This is a genomic window from Methylobacterium nodulans ORS 2060 (genome assembly GCF_000022085.1).
GTDB classification, from domain to species: Bacteria; Pseudomonadota; Alphaproteobacteria; order Rhizobiales; family Beijerinckiaceae; genus Methylobacterium; species Methylobacterium nodulans.
In genome coordinates this window covers 1,911,224-1,931,869 of sequence record NC_011894.1, presented here as the reverse complement: position 1 = coordinate 1,931,869, position 20,646 = coordinate 1,911,224, and the positions used below count along the sequence as shown (strand labels likewise).

Here is a 20,646-nt window from a genome sequence, read left to right as displayed (position 1 = left end):
GTCCGCCCCCTCCGGATCCATCAGCACCCGCAACCTCGTCACTCTCATCAGCATCATGGTGCTGGTGGGCACGGAGGTGTTCGGCGTGGCGGTTGCGGCGGGCTGGGCCATCGCCGGTCTGTTCGAGCTCGGCGACCTCGTCGGCCATATCCTGATGGGCGCCTTCAGCCTCATCGCCCTCTACATCATGGTGCAGCTCTGGCGCCGTGCCTCCAGCATCGAGCCGATCCGCATCCGGCGCTGACGCCCCCCATGCTCAACCGCCGCACGTTCCTCTCCGGAGCCGCGCTTCTCGTCGGCTCCGGCCTCCCCGCCGCAGCCTCCGGCCTGCCGCTCGGCGCCCCGGCCCCGTTCAGCTTCGAGAGCCTGAAGGACCGGGCCCGCGCCCTCGCCGCCGCCCCCTATGCGGCGCCCGCGATCCCCGACCGCGAGGTGCTCCAGGCGATCGACTACGATGCCCACGGCAAGCTCCGGTTCAAGCCGGACCACGCCCTGTGGGCGGACGGCCCGAGCGCCTTCCCGGTGACCTTCTTCCATCTCGGCCGCTACTTCCAGAAGCCGGTGCGGATGCACGCGGTCGAGGGCGGGCAGGCCCGTGAGATCATCTACGACCCGAACGCCTTCGAGATGCCGGCGGATTCGCCCGCCCGGCGCCTGCCGCCGAATCCGGGCTTTGCGGGCTTCCGCTTCCAGGAGCGGCGCGGCGGCGCCCTCGACTGGCGGCGGAACGACTGGGTCGCCTTCCTCGGCGCCTCCTACTTCCGGGCCATCGGCGAACTCTACCAGTACGGCCTGTCCGCGCGGGGGCTGGCCCTCGACACGGTGATGCCGGACCGGCCCGAGGAATTCCCGGACTTCACTCATGTCTGGTTCGAGACGCCGGCACCGGATTCCGACACCGTGACGGTGATGGCGCTCCTCGACGGCCCGTCAGTCGCGGGCGCCTACCGGTTCCGCATGCGGCGTACCAAGTCGGTGGTGATGGAGATCGAGGCGCAGTTGCATCTGCGCCGGGATGTGGGGCGTTTCGGCCTCGCTCCCCTCACCTCCATGTACTGGTTCTCGGAGACGGCCAAGCCCAACGCCGTCGACTGGCGGCCGGAGGTGCACGATTCGGACGGGCTCGCCCTCTGGACCGGCACCGGCGAGCGCATCTGGCGGCCGCTGCGCAACCCGCCCCGCACCATGGTCTCGGCCTTCTCGGACGAGCGCCCCCGCGGCTTCGGCCTGATGCAGCGCGACCGCGTCTTCGACCACTACCAGGACGGGGTCTATTACGACCGCCGGCCCTCGCTCTGGGTCGAGCCGCTGGGCGATTGGGGTCGCGGCAGCGTGCAGCTCGTCGAGAATCCGACCGACGACGAGATCCACGACAACGTCGTGGCGATGTGGGTGCCGGCCGAGCCGGCCCGCGCCGGCAGCGTGCACGACCTCGCCTATCGGCTGCATTGGGTAGCGGACGAGCCCTACCCCTCGGCCTTCGCGCGCTGCGTGGCGACCCGCGAGGGCAATGGAGGACAAGCGGGGACGGAGCGCCCGAAGGGCGTGCGCAAGTTCGTGGTGGAGTTCCTCGGCGAGCCGCTGGCGCGCCTTCCCGCGGGGGTGAAGCCCGAGCCCGTCCTCACCGCCTCGCGCGGCGCCTTCCCGCTCGCCCGCACCGAGGCGGTGCCCGACGACGTGCCGGGCCATTGGCGCACCGAGTTCGACCTCGCGGTGACGGGGCCCGAGCCGGTGGAGCTGCGCCTGTTCCTGCGCCGGGGCACCGAGACCCTGAGCGAGACCTGGACCTACCAGTACATCCCGCCAGGCTAGCGTCTTTCATTCGACATCCGGTCGATGGCTTCGCCATACGGGATGGCCTCGCCATGCGGATCTCGGCTTCGCTTGGGTGCGGGCGGAGTTCTGCCTCCGCCCCTTCCCACTCCCTCCTTCCCGGATCTCCTTCCGCTGTCGCTGCATGCGCCCGGGACAGGGGGGAGCGGACGAGAGGAGGCCGGCGAGAGGGGCGCGCCACTGCCCTCAGAGCTTCCGCACCGCCCCCTGCGCGGCACTGGTGGTGAGCATGGCGTAGGCGCGCAAAGCCGCCGACACCTTGCGCTTGCGCGGCACGGCCGGCTGCCAGCCGCGGGCCTCCTGGGCGGCCCGCCGCCGCTCCAGTTCGGCCTCGTCCACCGCGAGGTGGATGCGCCGGTTGGGGATGTCGATCTCGATCCGGTCGCCCTGCTCGACGAGGCCGATCAGGCCGCCCTCGGCCGCCTCCGGCGAGACGTGGCCGATCGACAGGCCCGAGGAGCCGCCCGAGAAGCGTCCGTCCGTGACGAGGGCGCAGGCCTTCCCCAGGCCCTTCGACTTCAGGTAGCTCGTCGGATAGAGCATCTCCTGCATGCCGGGCCCCCCGCGCGGCCCCTCGTAGCGGATCAGCACCACCTCGCCGGCCTTCACCCGCCCGGAGAGGATCCCGTCCACCGCCGCGTCCTGGCTCTCGAAGACATGGGCTGGCCCGGCGAAGGCGAGGATGCTCGCATCGACGCCGGCGGTCTTCACGATGCAGCCGTCCGTCGCGAGGTTGCCGTAGAGCACGGCGAGGCCGCCGTCGCGCGCATAGGCGTGCTCGGCATCGCGCACGACGCCCCCCGCGCGGTCGAGGTCGAGCGCATCGAATCGCGCCTCCTGCGAGAAGGCCGTCTGGGTCGGCACCCCGCCGGGGGCGGCGCGGTAGAAGGCGTGCACGGTCGGGCTGTCGCTGCGCCGGACATCCCAGCGCTCGAGGGCGGCGGCGAGGCTCTCCGCATGCACGCTGCCGACCGATGTGTCGAGGAGACCGGCCCGGTCGAGCTCGCCCAGGATCCCCATGATGCCGCCGGCCCGGTGCACGTCCTCCATGTGCACGTCGGGCACCGCCGGGGCGACCTTGCACAGCACCGGCACCCGCCGGGAGAGGCGGTCGATATCGGTCATGCTGAAGGGCACGCCAGCCTCGTGGGCCGCGGCCAGCAGGTGCAGCACCGTGTTGGTCGAGCCGCCCATGGCGATGTCGAGGGTCATCGCGTTCTCGAAGGCAGCGAAGCTCGCGATCGCGCGCGGCAGGACGCTGTCGTCGTCCTGCTCGTAGTAGCGCCGCGCCAGATCCACGATGAGGTGGCCGGCCTCGACGAAGAGCCGGCGCCGGTCCGCATGGGTGGCGAGCACCGAGCCGTTCCCCGGCAGCGACAGGCCGAGCGCCTCGGTGAGGCAGTTCATCGAGTTCGCCGTGAACATGCCCGAGCAGGAGCCGCAGGTCGGGCAGGCCGAGCGCTCGATCACCTGCAGGTCCGCGTCGCCGACCCGGTCGTCGGCGGCCGCCACCATGGCGTCGACGAGGTCGAGCTTCTTGCGCGCCCCGCCGAGCACCACCTTGCCGGCCTCCATCGGCCCGCCGGAGACGAACACCGCCGGGATGTTGAGGCGCAGAGCCGCCATCAGCATGCCGGGGGTGATCTTGTCGCAGTTCGAGATGCACACCATCGCGTCGGCGCAATGCGCGTTGACCATGTACTCGACGGAATCCGCGATCAGCTCGCGCGAGGGCAGCGAGTAGAGCATGCCGTCGTGGCCCATCGCGATGCCGTCATCGACCGCGATGGTGTTGAACTCCTTGGCGACGCCGCCGGCCTGCTCGATCTCGCGGGCCACCAGCTGTCCCAGATCCTTCAGGTGCACGTGGCCGGGCACGAACTGCGTGAAGGAATTGACCACCGCGATGATCGGCTTGCCGAAATCGGCATCCTTCATGCCGGTGGCGCGCCAGAGGCCGCGGGCGCCGGCCATGTTGCGGCCATGGGTGGTCGTACGGGAGCGGTAGGTGGGCATCGATCGGTTCCAGACTGCTGGCGCCTTCTGCGCGCGACGGCGCCCGCATTCAAGGCCGCAATGGTCGCGCTTCCCCGTCCCCCAGGGCGGCGCCCCTTGGAGCGCTCCCCGCCGAAGTGGAGGCCGGTTCGGCGTCAGGAAGCACGTCACATCAAGAGCTTGAGAGCCGCAGACCTGATGCAATCAGGTCGGGAACGGCTCTAGTAATCCTGTGCGAGGGGCTCGCCGCTCTCCAGCCGGAAGTCCCGGGCATAGCCCCAGAGCACGAGGCCCGCCTGATCGGGATCCGCCAGCTGGACGTTCCAGATCAGTCCGCTCGCCGTCGTGGTGGTCTTAGGGAGGCGCCGAACCGTGACGCCGCCCGTGGCGCGAAGGCAGCCGTTCTCGGCCAGCCAGCGGGAATCCTGCGCCGCCCTGGCCGCTACCGGGAGGCTGTAGGGCGAGACGCACAGGAGCGCGCCCTCACGCACCAGGAAGCGCTGCCCGGATGGCCCCTGCCCGAGGGCCGCGAGCGGAAGGCCGGCGGCGGCCAGAGCGATCACACCTCGCCGCATGGGTCCTCTCTGCCTCCGGCGGCACGCGCGGGCCGGCCTCGGGGCGGACCATGCCACAGAGGGGCCCGCATCGTGAACCGGATGGCAGGTGCGGGGAACGCCATGCGGCATGAGGCCCTTGGCGGCGCGAGGCCCTTGATCCCCTCTCCCGTTTCGCCGATCCGCGGGACGGCAACCGCTCCGGCAACAGGGGCCGCGCAGCCTCCGAACGGGAGACGAGTATCGATGATGCGGCCCGCAATGGGTGAGGCCGGCCTGCGGCGCGCGGTGGCGCTCGTGGCGGCACTCAACCTCAGCTATTTCGGCGTCGAATTCGCCGTGGCGGTGGCGATCGGATCGGTGTCGCTGTTCGCCGACAGCATCGACTTCCTGGAGGATGCCTCGATCAACCTGCTGATCCTGGCGGCGCTGGGCTGGCGCGCCCGCAACCGCGCCCGGGTCGGCATGATGCTGGCGGCGATCCTGCTGGTGCCGGGTCTGGCGACGCTCTGGACGGCCTGGGAGAAGTTCAACGCGCCGGTTCCGCCGCAGGCCCTGGCGCTGTCGCTGACAGGTCTCGGCGCGCTCGCGGTCAACCTCGCCTGCGCGGTCGTGCTCGCCGCCTACCGGAGGCAGAGCGGCAGCCTGACCCGCGCCGCCTTCCTGTCGGCCCGCAACGACGCCGTCGCCAACGTGGCGATTGTCACTGCTGGCCTCGTCACGGCCTTCCTGTGGCGCTCGGCCTGGCCCGACCTGCTGGTCGGGCTCGGGATCGCGGCCATGAATGCCGATGCGGCGCGCGAGGTCTGGGAGGCCGCGCGGGAGGAGCACCGCGCGGAGGCGTGAGCCGTCACTCCACGGTGACGGACTTGGCGAGGTTGCGCGGCTGGTCGACGTCTTTGCCGAGCACCACGGCGGTGTGGTAAGCCAGCAGCTGGATCGGCACCGCGTAGACGATCGGCGCCACCACCGGGTCGAGATCCGGCATCATCAGCGTCGCCAGCGTGTCGAGGCCGGCCGCAGCCGCCCCCCGCGCATCGCCGATCAGCACGATCCGCCCGCCGCGCGCCGCCACCTCCTGCATGTTCGACACGGTCTTCTCGAAGATCGCGTCGTGCGGCGCGATCACGATCACCGGGACGCTGTCGTCGATCAGCGCGATCGGGCCGTGCTTCAGCTCGCCCGCCGCATAGCCCTCCGCATGGATGTAGGAGATCTCCTTGAGCTTGAGCGCCCCTTCGAGCGCCATCGGGTAGGCGGTGCCGCGGCCGAGATAGAGCACGTCGCGCGCCTTGGCGATCTCGCGCGCCAGCCCCTCGATCTCCGCCTCGCGCTTGACCGCCTCCGCCATCAGGCCCGGCACCGTGATGAGCGCGTCGATCAGCCGGCGCTCCGCGGCCGCATCCAGGCTGCCCCGCGCCCGGCCCGCCGCGATGGCGAGACACAGCAGCACCGTGAGCTGGCACGAGAAGGCCTTGGTCGAGGCCACCCCGATCTCGGGGCCGGCCAGCGTCGGCACCACGGCGGAGGCCTCGCGCGCGATGGTCGAGGTCGGCACGTTGACCACCGCCAGCACGGGCTGGCCCTGGCCCTTGGCATAGCGCAGCGAGGCCAGCGTGTCGGCCGTCTCGCCCGATTGCGAGATCACCAGCGTCAGCCCGTCCGTCGCGAGGGGCGGCTCGCGGTAGCGGCTCTCCGAGGCGACGTCGATCTCGACCGGCAGCCGCGCCAGCTGCTCGAACCAGTACTTGGCGACCAAGCCCGCATAATAGGCGGTGCCGCAGGCGGTGATCGACAGGCGCGAGAGCCTGGCGAAGTCGAAGGGTAGCGCCGCGGGCAGGGCGATGCGGCCGCTCGCGAGGTCGACGTAATGGGCCAGCGTGCGCCCGACCACCTCCGGCTGCTCGTGGATCTCCTTGGCCATGAAGTGGCGGAAATTGCCCTTGTCGATCAGGAAGGCCTGGGTCGCGATCTTCTGCCGGGGCCGGGCGACGATGGTCCCCGCCTGGTCGCGGATCTCGGCGCCCGCGCGGGTGAGGATCGCCCAGTCGCCCTCGTCCAGATAGGTGATCTCGTCCGTGAAGGGGGCGAGCGCCAGCGCGTCGGAGCCCAGATAGGTCTCGCCGTCGCCAAAGCCGATGGCGAGCGGGGCGCCGTGGCGGGCGCCGATCAGAAAGTCCTCCTCGCCCGCGAACAGGAAGGCGAGCGCGAAGGCACCGCGCAGGCGCGGCAGGGTGGCGGCCACGGCCGCCTGCGGCGTCATCTGCTGGTCGAGCTGGCGGCTGACGAGCTGGGCGACCACCTCGGTGTCGGTCTCGGTCTCGAAGACGCAGCCCTGCGCCTCGAGCTCGGCCTTGAGCTCGCGAAAATTCTCGATGATGCCGTTATGCACCACCGCGAGGCGCGCGGTGGCGTGCGGATGGGCGTTGGTCTCGTTGGGCCGGCCATGGGTGGCCCAGCGGGTGTGGCCGATGCCGATGGCGCCCGAGAGCGGGTTCTGCAGCAGCTTCAACTGCAGGTTGGTGAGCTTGCCCTCGGCGCGCCGCCGCTCCAGGCGGCCGCCCTCCAGGGTGGCGATCCCGGCCGAGTCGTAGCCGCGGTATTCGAGCCGCCGCAGCGCATCGATCACCTGTCCCGCCACGGCCTCACGGCCGACGATTCCCACGATGCCGCACATGCTGACCGCCTCGATTCTGGACGGCGGCATCCCGATCCGGGGCAGCCGCGCGCCTGCCTGCCTGGCCCGGCGCAAGCTCCGGACCGCCCCGTGCGGGGCCTCGACCGCAGCAATGTAGCCGGTCCGCCCCCGGTCCCGCCAGTCGGCGCGGAGGGGAGCCGCGCGGTGCGGGCGCGCGGCTAAGCCCGAGTCGTTTCCGAACGAGGCGCGCGGCGCCTCCGGCCTCACGCCTTCCCCTTGCCCTTTGCCCAGCCCGGCTTGACGACCTGACGGCCGCGGCCGAGGGCCAGCGCCTCGGCGGGGACGTCGTCGGTCACCACCGAGCCCGAGCCCACATAGGCCCGCGCCCCGATCGTCACCGGCGCGACGAGGGCCGAGTTCGAGCCGACGAAGGCCCCCGCCCCGATCACCGTCCGGTGCTTGTTCACGCCGTCGTAGTTGCAGGTGATGGTGCCGGCCCCGAGATTGGCGCCCGCCCCGACCTCGGCGTCGCCGACATAGGAGAGGTGGTTGACCTTGGCCCCGGCCCCGATCGCGGCGTTCTTCACCTCGACGAAGTTGCCGATGCGCGCCCCGCGGGCGAGATGCGCGCCGGGCCGCAGCCGGGCATAGGGGCCGATCTGCACGCCCGGCTCCAGGACGGTCTTCTCCAGATGCGAGAACGCATGGATGGTGCAGCCGTCGCCCACGACGACCCCCGGCCCGAACACCACGTGCGGTTCCACCACCACGTCGCGCCCGAGCCGGGTGTCGTGGCTGAGGAAGACGGTCTCGGGCGCGATCAGCGTCGCGCCGGCGAGCATCGCCTCCCGCCGCAGGCGCGCCTGGATGACGGCTTCCGCCGCGGCGAGCTGGACCCGGTCGTTGACGCCCTGCGCCTCCGCCTCCTCGACCGGGACGACCGCGACCCGCTCGCCGTCGGCGACCGCGAGGGCGACCGCATCGGGCAGGTAGTACTCGCCGGCGGCATTCGCATTGCCGATGCGCCCGAGGAGATCGAGGGCGAGCCTTCCTGAGAGCGCCATCAGGCCCGCATTGCTCAAGCTGACCCGGCGCTCCTCCGGGCCCGCATCCTTCTCCTCGCAAATCGCGACGACGCGGTCGCCGTCGGTCAGCACCCGCCCGTAGCCGGTCGGATCCGCGGCCTCGAAGGCCAGGACGGCGACGCCTGCGCCCTCGGCGAGGGGCGCGCGCAGGCGGGCGAGGGTCTCGGGCCGGATCAGGGGCGTGTCGCCGAAGGCGATCACCACGTCGTCGCAGCCCGCCTCCAGGGCCGGACGGGCGGCGAGCACCGCATGGGCGGTGCCGAGGCGCTCGGCCTGCGGGAAGACCTGCGCGCCGGGGGCGGCGACCTCGACGGCGGCGGCGACATCCGCCCGGCCGGGCTCGATCACCACGGCGACCGCGTCCGCCCCTGCCGCGCGCACGGCGGCGAGCACGTGGCCGAGCATCGGCCGGCCGGCCAGGGGATGGAGCACCTTCGGCAGGTCGGAGCGCATCCGCGTGCCCTTGCCGGCGGCGAGCACGACACAGAGGAGCGAGCGGGCGCCGGGGGCGGTCGGGGTCGAGGTCATCGGGCTCTTGGTCCGGCTGCGGGGGCCCCGGTCTAGCCGAATCGCGCGCGCGGGCAAACGCGGGCCGCCGACCGCAGGCCGCGCCGCCGGCCCGCGATCTTAACCCCCAATTCATCTTCCGGCGTGGTAAACGGCCCGTGAGCCCTGCCCTGTCCGATCCTCACGCCTGACGAGATCGCATGACGCGACACCGCCCCGCCTCCCCCCGGACGACCGACGACAGAAGCGGGCTCGACCGTCGCGCGGTGCTGGCGCTCGCCGGCGCCGGTCTCGCCGTCGCGGGCGGCGCCCGGGCCGAGGACCCGCCGGCTGCGACCTTGAATGACGGCGACCACTTCGATCCCGGGACCGTCGTGGCGCTCGCCCGCGCCCTTGCCGCCAAGGCCTACGCCGCCCCGCCGAACGACCTGCCGGATGCCTTCGGCAAGCTCTCCTACGAGCAGTACGTGGCCATCCGGCCCAAGCCCGAGCTGCTCGTCTGGCGCGACGAGGGCCGCGGCTTCGTGGTCGAGCCCCTGCACCGGGGCTACCTGTTCACCAACCCGGTCGCCCTCCACACGGTGGAGGACGGGATCGTGCGGCGCATCGCCTACGACCGCAGCCGCTTCGAGTTCCGCAAGGCCAGCCCGCCCGAGGAGGGCCGCGACCTCGGCTTCTCGGGCTTCCGGCTCTATGCGAGCTTCGGCGGCGGGCCGCCCACCGATTGCGCCATCTTCCAGGGCGCCTCGTTCTTCCGGGCGCTGGCGGCGGGCCAGAGCTACGGCGTCACCGCCCGCGCCCTCACCCTGCGCCCGGCCGAGGCGCGGGGCGAGGAATTCCCGATGTTCCGGGCCTTCTGGCTGGAGCGCCCGACGCCCGCGAGCGGGCAGATCGTGATGCATGCGCTGCTCGATTCCGAATCGGCGGCGGCGGCCCTGCACATGACCCTGCGCCCGGGCGACGCCACCATCGTCGACATCGAGGCGACGCTCTTCCCGCGCAAGACCCTCGACCATGTCGGCATCGGCGGCATGACCGGCGCCTTCCTGTTCGGCCCGACCGACCACCGCAACGTCGACGATGCCCGCACCGCGGCCCACGAGGTCGGCGGCCTGCAGATCCGCAACGGCTGGGGCGAGGCGATCTGGCGGCCGGTGCAGAACCCCGAGACCCTGCAGATCTCCTCCTTCCTCGACCAGGATCCGAAGGGTTTCGGGCTGGTGCAGCGCGACCGCGACTACGCGGCCTTCCAGGACGACGTGCAGCGCTGGGAACGCCGGCCGAGCCTGTGGGTCGAGCCCTACAACACCTGGGGGCCGGACCGGGAGCAGCGCCCCTGGGGGGCGGGCGCGGTGCAGCTCATCGAGATCCCGAGCGAGTCCGAGGTCAACGAGAACATCCTGGCCTACTGGCGCCCGAAGGAGCCGGTCACCACGGAGACCGCGTTCAGCTACCGGCAGTTCTGGTGCTGGGACGTGCCCGGGGCGCCGCCGCTCGCGCGCTGCACCGGCACGCGGGTCGGCAAGGGCAGCGGGGGCAAGCGCCGGCTCTTCCTGGTGGACTTCACCGGGGAGGCGCTCTTCGCGCCGGGCACGGCACCCGAGGCCCTGAAGCTGTCGGTCACCGCGTCGCCGGGCGCCATCGTGCAGCCGAAACCCGACGCGCCACCGGTGAAGCGGGATCCCCAGTTCCGGCCCCTGCTCTACCTCTATCCCGAGCGCAAGACGGTGCGCGCCGTCTTCGAGCTCGATCCCGGCGGCGAGACCGCCTGCGAGATGCGTCTCGTCGTCAAGAACGGCGACCAACCCGTCAGTGAGACATGGCTGTATCGTTGGACCCCGTGACGCCGGTGGCGTCCCTCGCCCCCGCTGTGCCGCCCGAGGCCCCGCTCGCCATGCCGGTGCAGGACCTGCGCCGCTGGTCGCCGGAGGACGGGCACCGGGAGGGGCCGCACCCGACGCCGTGGCCGGCACGGCTCTTCGTGTTCGGGGCGGCGGCGCTGCTCACCGCCTACGGTGCCTACGAGATGTACCAGGTGGTCTCGGTGGCGGGCAGCGCGACCTGGCTGCAGTTGCTGCTGCTGCTGCTGTTCACGCTGAATTTTTCCTGGATCGCGCTCGCCTTCACCTCGGGGCTCCTCGGCTTCGTGGCGCTCCTGCGCCAGCGCCGCCCCGCCCCGCCGCCCGGCCCCCTGACGAGCCGCACTGCGGTGGTGATGCCCGTCTACAACGAGGCCACGGCCCGCACCTTCGCGGCGATCGAGGCGATCCGCGAATCGATCGAGGCCACCGGCCAGGGCGCCCGTTTCGACTACTGGGTCCTGTCGGATTCGACGCAGAGCGATGCCTGGATCGCCGAGGAGCGGGCCTACCTCACCCTGCGCGAGAAGCTCGGGCCGGGGGCGCGCCTCTATTACCGCCACCGGCCCAAGAACCACCACCGCAAGGCGGGCAACATCGCCGACTTCGTCAGCCGCTGGGGCGGTCACTACGACCACATGCTGGTGCTCGACGCCGACAGCCTGATGAGCGGCGAGTGCGTCCTGCGCCTCGCCGCCGCCATGGAGGCGGATCCGGATGCGGGCATCATCCAGTCGCTGCCGCTCATCATCAACCGCAACACGCTCTTCGCCCGCGTGCAGCAATTCGCGGCGCGGATCTACGGGCCGGTCATCGCCACCGGCCTCGCGCTGTGGTCGGGCCGGGACGGCAATTACTGGGGCCATAACGCGATCATCCGGACCCGGGCCTTCGCGGCCCATTGCGGCCTGCCGGACCTGCCCGGCAAGCCGCCCTTCGGCGGCCACGTGCTCAGCCATGACTTCGTCGAGGCGGCGCTGATCCGGCGCGCGGGCTGGGGCGTCTACATGCTCCCCGACCTCGCCGGATCCTACGAGGAGAGCCCGCCCTCCCTCATCGACATCGCCATCCGCGACCGGCGCTGGGCGCAGGGGAACCTGCAGCACGCCCGCGTCATCGGCACCGCGGGCCTTCGGCTCCCCTCGCGCCAGCACTTCGCCACCGGCATCGCGAGCTACGTCGCCTCGCCGCTCTGGGCGGCGCAGCTCGTGGTCGGCGTCGCCCTCGTCCTCCAGACCGCCTATATCCGTCCGGAATACTTCCCGAGCGAGTTCCGGCTCTACCCGATCTGGCCGCGCTTCGATCCGGTGCGCGCGCTCCAGCTCTTCGGGCTCACCATGGGGATCCTGCTCGCCCCGAAGCTGTTCGGCCTGATCCTCGGGCTCCTCGACGGCGCGGTGCGGCGCGCGAGCGGGGGCGCCATGCGCCTCGTCCTCTCGGCCCTGATCGAGACGCTGCTCTCGGCGCTGATCGCCCCGATCGCCATGCTGATCCAGTCGGGCTCGGTGCTGCAGATCCTGCTCGGGCGCGACACCGGCTGGAACCCGCAGCGGCGCGACGACGGCTCGATCCCGTTCCGCGACATCGTGCGCCGCCACCGCTGGCACGCGATCCTGGGCCTCGTTACCGGGGCGGCGGCTTTCGCGATCGCGACCTCGCTGTTCCTCTGGATGTCGCCGACCATCCTCGGCCTCGTGCTCGCCATCCCGATCTCCTGGGCGAGCGGTCAGCTCGCCTGGGGCCTCGCCCTCAAGCGCCTCGGCCTGCTGATGACGCCCGAGGAGCGGGTGCCGCCGCCGATCGCGCTGCGCGCCAAGGCCCTCGAGGCCGAGAATGCCGCGCGGGGCTTCGACGACGCGGACGCGATCGGCGCGCTCCATGCCGATCCCGCCCTGCGCGAAGGCCATCTCGCCATGCTGCCGCCGCCCTCGGCCCGGCCGCGGGGTCGGATCGACCCGGACCGGACGCTGGCCGAGGCGAAGCTCGCGGAGGCCGTGAGCGCCGCGGAAGCCGCCGCGTGGCTGACCCCGAAGGAGCGGATGGCCGCGCTGCACGATCCGCGCCTCGTGGAGACGCTGGCGGGGCTGCCGGAATAGGGGGCGGATGCCGCATCGGTCTCGCGGGCCGGGGCGCCGCCCTCCCCTGAACCAGGCATCTGCAGCCTCCGGCTCCATCCCGCCCGCGGCCTTATCCTGAGCTGCTCCGAAGGAGCCTCGAAGGACGGCTCCAGGAATCACAGCGCTCTCTGGAGCCCTCCTACGAGGCCGTGCGATCTCTGATCGCCAACATCTCAGCCTGAGGGGCGTGGCCGCTTCCACGCATGTCAGGTTCGATTGAGACCGCGTCAGCCCAGGCGGCCCACGCGAGGACGTCCGCTCCTCCCTGTCCCGGGCGCATGCAGCGGCAGCGGAAGGAGATCCGGCAAAGAGGGAGCGGGACAGAGGCGGAGACCGGATCATCGCGCCCATCTGAGCAAAACCATGCTGTCCGAGCGTTCCCGCCTGGGGCAGCCAACCCCGGCCCTCAATCTCATGATTGCTCAGGATGAGGCTGCGGGTGGGATAGATGTCGTCGACCCGGTTCCGCCGGGGAATCCGATCGAGAAACCGTGACCCGGGACAGGCTTCACGCCCGCGCCGGATTGGCGTCTCATCGGCCGGCACCGAATCGGGAGAAGCGAATGAGCGTCAGCGCCCATTTCGAACAGCCGATCCACCCTGACCGCATCGCCGTCTCGCTCACCGGCTATCTCGCCGCCGCCATCCTCTGCGCCGACATCAAGGCCCAGGCCTCAAAGCGCCTCGCCACGCATCAGCCGCGGCTGCACGCCGCGTAGGCCCGCCGCCTCCTGAATGAAGAAGCGTTTGAGCGCCGGCATCCGGTCCACCAGACCGAGGCCGAAATCGCGCATGAGGCGGATCGGCAGGGCGTCGTTGGAAAAGAGGCGGTTGAGCCCGTCGGTGGCGGCCCCCATCGCCAGCGTGTCGGCAAGCCGGCTGCGCTCGTAGGCCCGGAGCGCGTCCGGGCCGCCCGGGTCAAGGCCGAGCCGCATCGCGTCGGTCAGCACCTCGGCCAAAGCCGCGGCGCTCTTGAGGGCGAGATTGAGGCCCTGGCCGGCGATCGGGTGGATGACATGCGCCGCGTCGCCGAGCAGCGCGAGGCGCGGGGCGGAGAAGCGCCGGGCGATGCCGAAGGAGAGCGGATAGGCGGCGAGTTCGGTCTCGAGCGCGAGCGGGCCGAGCGTCAGGCCGAAGCGGCGCTCGACCTCGCGCAGCGCCTCCTCCGGACCGCCGCCGAGCAGCGTCGGCACCTCTGTCTGGCGCTCGGTCCAGACGATCGAGGAGCGATGGCCGAGGGAGCCGCCGGGCGAGAGCGGCAGCACCGCGAAGGGGCCGGAGGGCAGGAAATGCTCGATCGCCCGCCCCTCGTGGTCGCGCTCGTGCGATACCGTCGCGACGATGCCCGATTGCGGATAGGACCAGCCGATCCAGCTGATCCCCGCCGCCTCGCGCAGGCGCGAGCGCGCGCCGTCCGCCGCGACGACGAGGCTCGCGTGCAAGCTCCGCCCGTCGGCAAGACGCGCCGTGATGGCGCCGCCTTCGGGGTGTGCCGCCTTCACCGGCACGGGATCGAGGATCGCGCCGGAGGCGGCTGCCGCCTCCCGCAGGGCCGCGAGCAGGCCGCCGCCCTCGACCATATGCGCGAAGGGCTCGCCCTCCGCCACCTCGCCCGCGAAGGTGAGGAAGACCGGCCGCACCGGATCGGAGAGCCGGCTGTCGGTGATGACCATCTCGCGGATCGGCTGCGCGCCCGCCGCCACGGCCGGCCAGACCCCGAGCCGCTCCAGCATCCGCCGCCCGCCCGCCGCCACCGCGTAGGCGCGCAGGTCCGGCCGGCCGGCCGGGCCTGAGGCCCGCCCGGAGGCCTGCCCGGAGGCCTGTGCGAAGGCCGGGTCGCAGACCGTGACCCGGACCATGTCGCCGAGCGAGCGGCGCAGCGCCAGGGCCAGCGAGAGGCCGGGCAGCCCGCCCCCCGCCACGATGATCTCCCGATGAGGCCGAGCCTGTGCCGCCATACCGCCGCCCTCCCTGCCGACATTCCGCCATAGCACGAAGCGTAAGGAGCCGCCGCTTGACGGCACGGGCGCCCCCGCGCCAGATCGACCCGCTTGCCGCCCGGCCGGGCGGATCCAGGCTCCGGAGCGGAACAGCCGATGACGCGCGCGGTCGACGAACTCCTCGACATCCTCGATCTGGAGCAGCTGGAGCAGAACCTCTTCCGCGGGCGCTCGCCGAAGGACCGCTGGCAGCGCGTCTTTGGCGGCCAGGTGATCGGGCAGGCCCTCGTCGCCGCGACACGGACCGTGCCGGCCGAGCGCCGGCCCCACTCGCTCCACGCCTATTTCCTGCTCGGCGGCGACCCGCGCGTGCCGATCATCTACGAGGTCGACCGCATCCGCGACGGGCGCAGCTTCACCACGCGCCGCGTCAACGCGATCCAGCACGGGCGGCCGATCTTCTCCATGTCGGCCTCCTTCCACCTGGAGGAGCCGGGCTTCGACCACCAGCTGCCGATGCCCGACGTGCCGATGCCGGAGGCGCTCGCCGACGACAGCCGCCTCAGGGACTCGATCATGCCCCGCATGCCCGAACCCGTGCGGGCCTATTTCGAGCGCGAGCGCCCGATCGAGCTGCGCCCCGTGGAATTCGAGCGCTACGCTTACCCAGAGCCCCGCGCGCCGCGCTTCCACGTCTGGATCCGCGCCACCGCAGCGCTGCCGGACGACCCGGCGGTGCACCAGAGCGTGCTCGCCTATGCCTCCGACATGACGCTCCTCGACACCGCCCTGGTGGCGCATGGGCGGACCGTCTTCGAGCGCACGATCCAGCCTGCCAGCCTCGACCACGCCCTCTGGTTCCACCGGCCGTTCCGGGCGGACGAGTGGCTGCTCTATGCCCAGGACAGCCCGAGCGCATCGGGCGCCTGCGGCTTCTCCCGCGGATTGATCTTCACCCGCGACGGCACCCTCGTGGCCTCCGTGGCCCAGGAGGGCATGATCCGCCCGGTGCGGGAGGAGGCGCCGGGCCCCGGCTGATCCTGGCCCGTCGGCGCCGGATTTGATGACTTTATTGTCAAATGCCCAATTTTTAATCCGATCTGCCGGCCGAGGCGGCTTCAATCTCCGCAATCGGCCCAAGAACCGGGCAGCTACCGGGCAGCTTGTCCGTAAGCCCCGCCGAAGATGCTGGCACGTTCCTTGATATGCCGGGCGCGACCGGGGGCACGCTGAGGGTGTGGTCCCACGGCAGCTGCCGGCCGGGCCTGAAGGCGCGGGCACCGGGTGCCAATCGGAAAGGGGGCACGACCCATGAAGATCGTCATGGCCATCATCAAGCCGTTCAAGCTGGAGGAAGTGCGCGACGCACTCACCAGCATCGGCGTGCACGGCCTGACCGTGACCGAAGTCAAAGGTTACGGACGGCAGAAGGGCCATACGGAGATCTACCGCGGAGCCGAGTACGCGGTGAGCTTCCTCCCCAAGCTGAAGATCGAGGTGGCGGTGGCGGTCGATCTGGTCGGCAACGTCATCGACACGATCGCGGCGGCGGCCCGCACCGGCCAGATCGGCGACGGCAAGATCTTCGTCCTGCCGCTCGAGAAGGCGGTCCGGATCCGCACCGGCGAGACCGACGTCGACGCGCTGTGACCCGCCCCGTCCGGCGCGGCGGCCTTCGTAACCTGACCCGTTTCATGACGATGTCGATCGGGAGTTCCGTTTCATGAAGCTTCGCAACCTCCTGGCTCTCGGCCTGGGAGGCGCCGCCCTGGCGCTCCTCCTGGTGGAGCCGTCGCTGGCGCAGACGCCGACCCCCGAGGCCGCGCCGGCCGCGGCCGCGGCGCCGGTGCCCAACAAGGGCGATACCGCCTGGATGCTGATCTCCACCGCCCTGGTGCTGCTGATGTCGGTGCCGGGCCTGGCGCTCTTCTACGGCGGCCTCGTGCGCACCAAGAACATGCTGTCGCTGCTGACCCAGGTCTTCGCGATCGTCAGCCTCGTCGGCATCCTCTGGGTCTTCTACGGCTACAGCCTCGCCTTCACCAATGGCGGCGGCCTCAACGACGTCGTGGGTGGCTTCTCGAAGGCCTTCCTGAAGGGCGTCGATCCCAGCTCCACGGCGGCCACCTTCTCGAACGGCGTCGTCATCCCCGAATACGTCTACATCTGCTTCCAGATGACCTTCGCGATGATCACGCCCGCGCTGATCGTCGGCGCCTTCGCGGAGCGGATGAAGTTCTCGGCCCTGATGCTGTTCATCGCGCTGTGGGTCACCTTCATCTACTTCCCGATGGCGCACATGGTCTGGTACTGGAGCGGCCCGGACGCGGTCGGCAACGCCGCCAAGGCGCTCGCTGCGGCCACCGACGAGGCCACCAAGAAGACCGCCCAGGACGCGCTCGACGCCGTCAACGCCGATGCGGGCATGCTCTTCAAGTGGGGCGCCCTCGACTTCGCGGGCGGCACCGTGGTGCACATCAATGCCGGCATCGCGGGCCTCGTCGGTTGCCTGCTGATCGGCAAGCGCATCGGCTACGGCCGCGACCTCCTCGCCCCGCACTCGCTGACCATGACCCTGATCGGCGCTTCGCTCCTGTGGGTGGGCTGGTTCGGCTTCAACGCCGGCTCGAATCTCGAGGCGAACGGCAACGCCGCGCTCGCGATGATCAACACCTTCGTGGCGACCTGCGCGGCGGGCCTGTCCTGGCTCTTCGTGGAATGGGCCGCCAAGGGCAAGCCCTCGCTCCTCGGCATGCTGTCGGGCGCCGTCGCCGGTCTCGTCGCCGTGACCCCGGCCTGCGGCTTCGCCGGCCCGATGGGCTCGATCGTGCTCGGCCTCGTCGCGGGCGCCGTCTGCTTCGTCATGTGCTCGGCGGTGAAGAACGCCATCGGCTACGACGACTCGCTCGACGTCTTCGGCGTGCACTGCATCGGCGGGATCATCGGCGCGCTCGCGACCGGCATCCTGGTCAACCCGGCCCTCGGCGGCACCGGCGCGCCCGACTACGCCACCAAGCCCGGCGAGCTGGTCGCGGCCGCCTACGAGTTCGGCCCTGCCTTCCTGGCGCAGGCCAAGGCGGTCGGCTTCACCATTCTGTGGTCGGGCATCGGCTCGGCGATCCTCTACAAGGTCGTCGACCTCCTGGTCGGCCTGCGTGTCACGCAGGAGGAGGAGCGCGAGGGTCTGGACCTCGCGGATCACGGCGAGCGCGCCTACAATTACTGATCCGAGCGGCCGCCCTCGGGGCGGCCGTTCCTCGATCGCTGCGAACGAGCCCCGGCCCGCAAGGGCCGGGGCTCGCCTCTGTCAGGCTTCGGACCGGCCGCGCCGGATCGGGCCTCCCGCGTTGCAGGACCGCCCGCGAACGCGCCAAATCCTTGATTCTCAAAGCGTCTCGCCGACGTTAGTCTTAAACGGGCATTAACCTCGCCAGCCTTAGGTTGTGGAAGGTTCCGCGTACCCGGTTCGCTTCCGCATGCGTTCGCTTCGCCGCTCGGCATCGCCCTACGATGCACTCGTCGACACGCTCCGCTCGTTCCTGAAGCGGCGCATGACCGAGCTGGCAGGGCTCGCCCTCCTGCTCGGGTCGGTGGCCTTCACCCTCGCCCTGGCGACCTGGTCGATCGAGGATCCGAGCCTCAACCACGCGACCAGCCGGCCCGCCCGCAACCTGCTGGGCTCGGGCGGGGCCATCGTCTCGGATCTCGGCATGCAGCTCATTGGCTTCGGGGCGCTGGCGTTCGCGCTGCCGCTCGCCGTCTGGGGCGTCCAGATCCTGCGCACGCACCGGCTCGGCCGCCTGCGGGCCCGGATCGGCCTGTGGCTCGTCGGCGCGGCGGCGGCGAGCGCGGTGGCGAGCGCCCTGCCGCCGACCGCCCGCTGGCCCCTGCCGACCGGGCTCGGCGGCGTCGCGGGCGATGCGCTGCTCGGCGCCGCGAAGGCGGTTCTGGGACCGGTGGGCGCCATCGCGGGCTTCGCCTATGCGGCTGCCGCCGTGATCTGCCTCACCGCGGCCTGCAGCCTCGCCGATGCCGACGACGAGGAGGACGACGAGGCCGAGCTCTATCTCTCGGCACCGACCCGGACGCCGACGCGCAGCCGCCGCCCGGCTGACCGCGCCCCGGACGACGACGGCCCGGGCCTCGGGATCGCGAGCCTCGACACCCTGGCCCATCTGGCGCTGAGCGCGCGCGACCACGTGGCGCAGCGGATCGTGTCATGGCGCGAGTCGCGGCTCGGACCCGCCCCCGCGGTCACCGATGACGCCTCCCCGGCCCTCGCGGCCCGGCGCGCCTTCGCGGAGAGCGACGATGCCCTCTGGGACGACGCGCCCGCGGAGACCGGCCGCCGCGAGCCGGTCTTCGACGATGTGAGGCTTAAGGCCCGCAAGGCGCCGCCCGCCGCTCCGATGGAGGCCGAGACCGTGCCCGCGCCCATCAGCCGGGTCGCGCCCCCGCCGCCGCCGCTCGCCTCGCGCCGGGCCCCGCCGGCCGCCGCGCCCGCGGATGCCTACGAGATGCCCGCGCTCGCGCTCCTCGCCGAGCCGCGCGGCCCCTCCCCCAGCGCCGCCGTCTCGACCGATGCGCTGGAGCAGAACGCGACGCTGCTCGAATCGACCCTCGAGGATTTCGGGGTGCGGGGGGAGATCCTGGCCGTGCGGCCCGGACCCGTCGTCACCCTGTACGAACTCGAACCGGCCCCGGGCACCAAGTCCTCGCGCGTGATCTCGCTCGCCGACGACATCGCCCGCTCGATGTCCGCCGTCTCCGCCCGCGTCGCCGTGGTCCAGGGCCGCAACGCCATCGGCATCGAACTGCCCAACATCAAGCGCGAGACCGTCTTCCTGCGCGAACTCCTCGCCTCGCCGGCCTTCGCCGAAACCAAGCAGAAGCTCGCCCTCTGCCTGGGCAAGAACATCGGCGGCGAGGCCATCATCGCCGACCTCGCCCGCATGCCCCACCTGCTCGTCGCCGGCACCACCGGCTCGGGCAAGTCGGTGGCCATCAACACCATGATCCTCTCGCTGCTCTACCGCATGAAACCCGAGGAGTGCCGCCTGATCATGGTCGATCCCAAGATGCTGGAGCTGTCCGTCTACGACGGCATCCCGCACCTGCTCTCGCCGGTGGTCACCGACCCCAAGAAGGCGGTGATCGCCCTGAAATGGGCCGTGCGCGAGATGGAGGAACGCTACAAGAAGATGTCGAAGCTCGGCGTGCGCAACATCGACGGGTTCAACGCCCGGGTGGCGGAGGCGCGCGAGCGGGGCGAGGTGATCACCCGCACCGTGCAGACGGGCTTCGACCGGGAGACCGGCGAGGCGGTGTACGAGGACGAGGTGATGGACCTCGGGGCGCTGCCTTACATCGTGGTGATCGTCGACGAGATGGCCGACCTGATGATGGTGGCCGGCAAGGACATCGAGGGGGCGATCCAGCGCCTGGCGCAGATGGCCCGCGCCGCGGGCATCCACCTGATCATGGCGACGCAACGTCCGTCGGTGGACGTGATCACCGGGACGATCAAGGCGAATTTCCCGACCCGGATCTCGTTCCAGGTGACCAGCAAGATCGACTCGCGCACCATCCTGGGGGAGATGGGGGCCGAGCAGCTGCTGGGGCAGGGCGACATGCTGTTCATGGCCGGCGGCGGGCGCACCACCCGGGTGCATGGCCCGTTCGTGTCGGACGACGAGGTCGAGGCGGTGGTGGCCCATCTCAAGCGCCAAGGCCGGCCCGCCTATCTCGACGCGATCACCGCGGAGGAGGGCGAGGAGGGTGCCGCCGAGCCGGACAGCGCCGTGTTCGACCAGGGCTCCTTCGGCGAGCCGGGCGGCGACCTCTACGACCAGGCGGTGGCGGTGGTGCTGCGGGACAAGAAGGCGTCGACGAGCTACATCCAGCGGCGGCTGCAGATCGGCTACAACCGGGCGGCCTCGCTGATGGAGCGGATGGAGCGCGAGGGCATCGTCGGTCCCGCCAACCATGCCGGCAAGCGCGAGATCCTGGTCGAGCCCGAGGGACAGGATGCCTGATCCGGGGCTTACGCCCCGCGCGGGGGCTCAAGTGCCCGCGCACCCCGCGCCAGAGGGCCGAAAGGCCCTCTGGGCTCCCGCTG

General features: G+C 71.5%; 15 protein-coding genes. 10 read left to right on the top strand and 5 right to left on the bottom strand.

Annotated features, from left to right (window positions below; genetic code table 11):
* Positions 1 to 55 precede the first annotated feature (55 nt).
* Together MNOD_RS08830 and MNOD_RS08825 are read left to right on the top strand one after the other, a co-directional pair.
* On the top strand, positions 56 to 244 hold the full coding sequence (locus MNOD_RS08830) for a hypothetical protein (protein WP_425277506.1): 189 nt from the start codon (positions 56 to 58) through the stop codon (positions 242 to 244).
* Between the two features lie 8 nt (positions 245 to 252).
* Positions 253 to 1,812, top strand: coding sequence for an OpgD/OpgG family glucan biosynthesis protein (locus tag MNOD_RS08825; protein WP_015928512.1), 1,560 nt, complete (start codon positions 253 to 255; stop codon positions 1,810 to 1,812).
* A 207-nt stretch (positions 1,813 to 2,019) separates the two neighbouring features.
* Here the strand turns inward: MNOD_RS08825 and ilvD are convergent, their stop codons facing one another.
* Positions 2,020 to 3,849: a dihydroxy-acid dehydratase gene (gene ilvD, locus MNOD_RS08820; RefSeq protein ID WP_015928511.1), complete on the bottom strand. Its 1,830-nt coding sequence runs from the start codon at positions 3,847 to 3,849 to the stop codon at positions 2,020 to 2,022.
* A gap of 200 nt (positions 3,850 to 4,049) precedes the next feature.
* On the bottom strand, positions 4,050 to 4,403 hold the full coding sequence (locus MNOD_RS08815; RefSeq protein WP_015928510.1) for a hypothetical protein: 354 nt from the start codon (positions 4,401 to 4,403) through the stop codon (positions 4,050 to 4,052).
* A 240-nt stretch (positions 4,404 to 4,643) separates the two neighbouring features.
* Here MNOD_RS08815 and MNOD_RS08810 point away from each other — a divergent pair, with 240 nt between their 5' ends.
* The gene (locus MNOD_RS08810; RefSeq protein WP_043748347.1) at positions 4,644 to 5,228 is read left to right on the top strand and encodes a cation efflux transmembrane domain-containing protein; all 585 of its coding nucleotides are present in this window, start codon (positions 4,644 to 4,646) and stop codon (positions 5,226 to 5,228) included.
* Positions 5,229 to 5,232: 4 nt separating this feature from the next.
* Here the strand turns inward: MNOD_RS08810 and glmS are convergent, their stop codons facing one another.
* Complete coding sequence (gene glmS, locus MNOD_RS08805; protein WP_015928508.1) at positions 5,233 to 7,059, bottom strand: glutamine--fructose-6-phosphate transaminase (isomerizing); 1,827 nt, start codon at positions 7,057 to 7,059, stop codon at positions 5,233 to 5,235.
* A gap of 224 nt (positions 7,060 to 7,283) precedes the next feature.
* Positions 7,284 to 8,633, bottom strand: coding sequence for a bifunctional UDP-N-acetylglucosamine diphosphorylase/glucosamine-1-phosphate N-acetyltransferase GlmU (glmU, locus tag MNOD_RS08800; RefSeq protein WP_015928507.1), 1,350 nt, complete (start codon positions 8,631 to 8,633; stop codon positions 7,284 to 7,286).
* A 179-nt stretch (positions 8,634 to 8,812) separates the two neighbouring features.
* Here glmU and MNOD_RS08795 point away from each other — a divergent pair, with 179 nt between their 5' ends.
* From MNOD_RS08795 to MNOD_RS46245, 3 genes are all read left to right on the top strand, one after another.
* Positions 8,813 to 10,456, top strand: coding sequence for an OpgD/OpgG family glucan biosynthesis protein (locus MNOD_RS08795; protein ID WP_015928506.1), 1,644 nt, complete (start codon positions 8,813 to 8,815; stop codon positions 10,454 to 10,456).
* Positions 10,432 to 12,567, top strand: a complete 2,136-nt coding sequence (gene mdoH, locus MNOD_RS08790) for a glucans biosynthesis glucosyltransferase MdoH (protein ID WP_043748342.1) — start codon at positions 10,432 to 10,434, stop codon at positions 12,565 to 12,567. Before MNOD_RS08795 ends, mdoH begins: the two co-directional genes overlap by 25 nt.
* 584 nt (positions 12,568 to 13,151) lie before the next feature.
* Positions 13,152 to 13,307 (top strand): hypothetical protein, encoded by a 156-nt coding sequence (locus tag MNOD_RS46245; protein ID WP_015928503.1) that lies wholly within the window; start codon positions 13,152 to 13,154, stop codon positions 13,305 to 13,307.
* On the opposite strand, the gene MNOD_RS08785 is transcribed toward MNOD_RS46245, so the two are convergent.
* Positions 13,263 to 14,546: an FAD-dependent monooxygenase gene (locus MNOD_RS08785; protein WP_015928502.1), complete on the bottom strand. Its 1,284-nt coding sequence runs from the start codon at positions 14,544 to 14,546 to the stop codon at positions 13,263 to 13,265. The two genes, MNOD_RS46245 and MNOD_RS08785, sit on opposite strands and share 45 nt — an antisense overlap.
* Before the next feature lie 138 nt (positions 14,547 to 14,684).
* Here MNOD_RS08785 and tesB point away from each other — a divergent pair, with 138 nt between their 5' ends.
* The 4 genes from tesB to MNOD_RS08765 all read left to right on the top strand — a co-directional run bounded on the left by tesB (position 14,685) and on the right by MNOD_RS08765 (position 20,563).
* A complete protein-coding gene (gene tesB / locus MNOD_RS08780; protein ID WP_015928501.1) occupies positions 14,685 to 15,566 on the top strand; it encodes an acyl-CoA thioesterase II in 882 nt (293 codons plus the stop codon).
* Between the two features lie 273 nt (positions 15,567 to 15,839).
* Positions 15,840 to 16,178, top strand: a complete 339-nt coding sequence (locus MNOD_RS08775) for a P-II family nitrogen regulator (RefSeq protein WP_015928500.1) — start codon at positions 15,840 to 15,842, stop codon at positions 16,176 to 16,178.
* A gap of 73 nt (positions 16,179 to 16,251) precedes the next feature.
* Entirely contained in the window at positions 16,252 to 17,754 is a 1,503-nt protein-coding gene (locus MNOD_RS08770; RefSeq protein ID WP_015928499.1) for an ammonium transporter, read from the top strand.
* Between the two features lie 250 nt (positions 17,755 to 18,004).
* Complete coding sequence (locus tag MNOD_RS08765; protein WP_015928498.1) at positions 18,005 to 20,563, top strand: FtsK/SpoIIIE family DNA translocase; 2,559 nt, start codon at positions 18,005 to 18,007, stop codon at positions 20,561 to 20,563.
* Positions 20,564 to 20,646 lie beyond the last annotated feature (83 nt).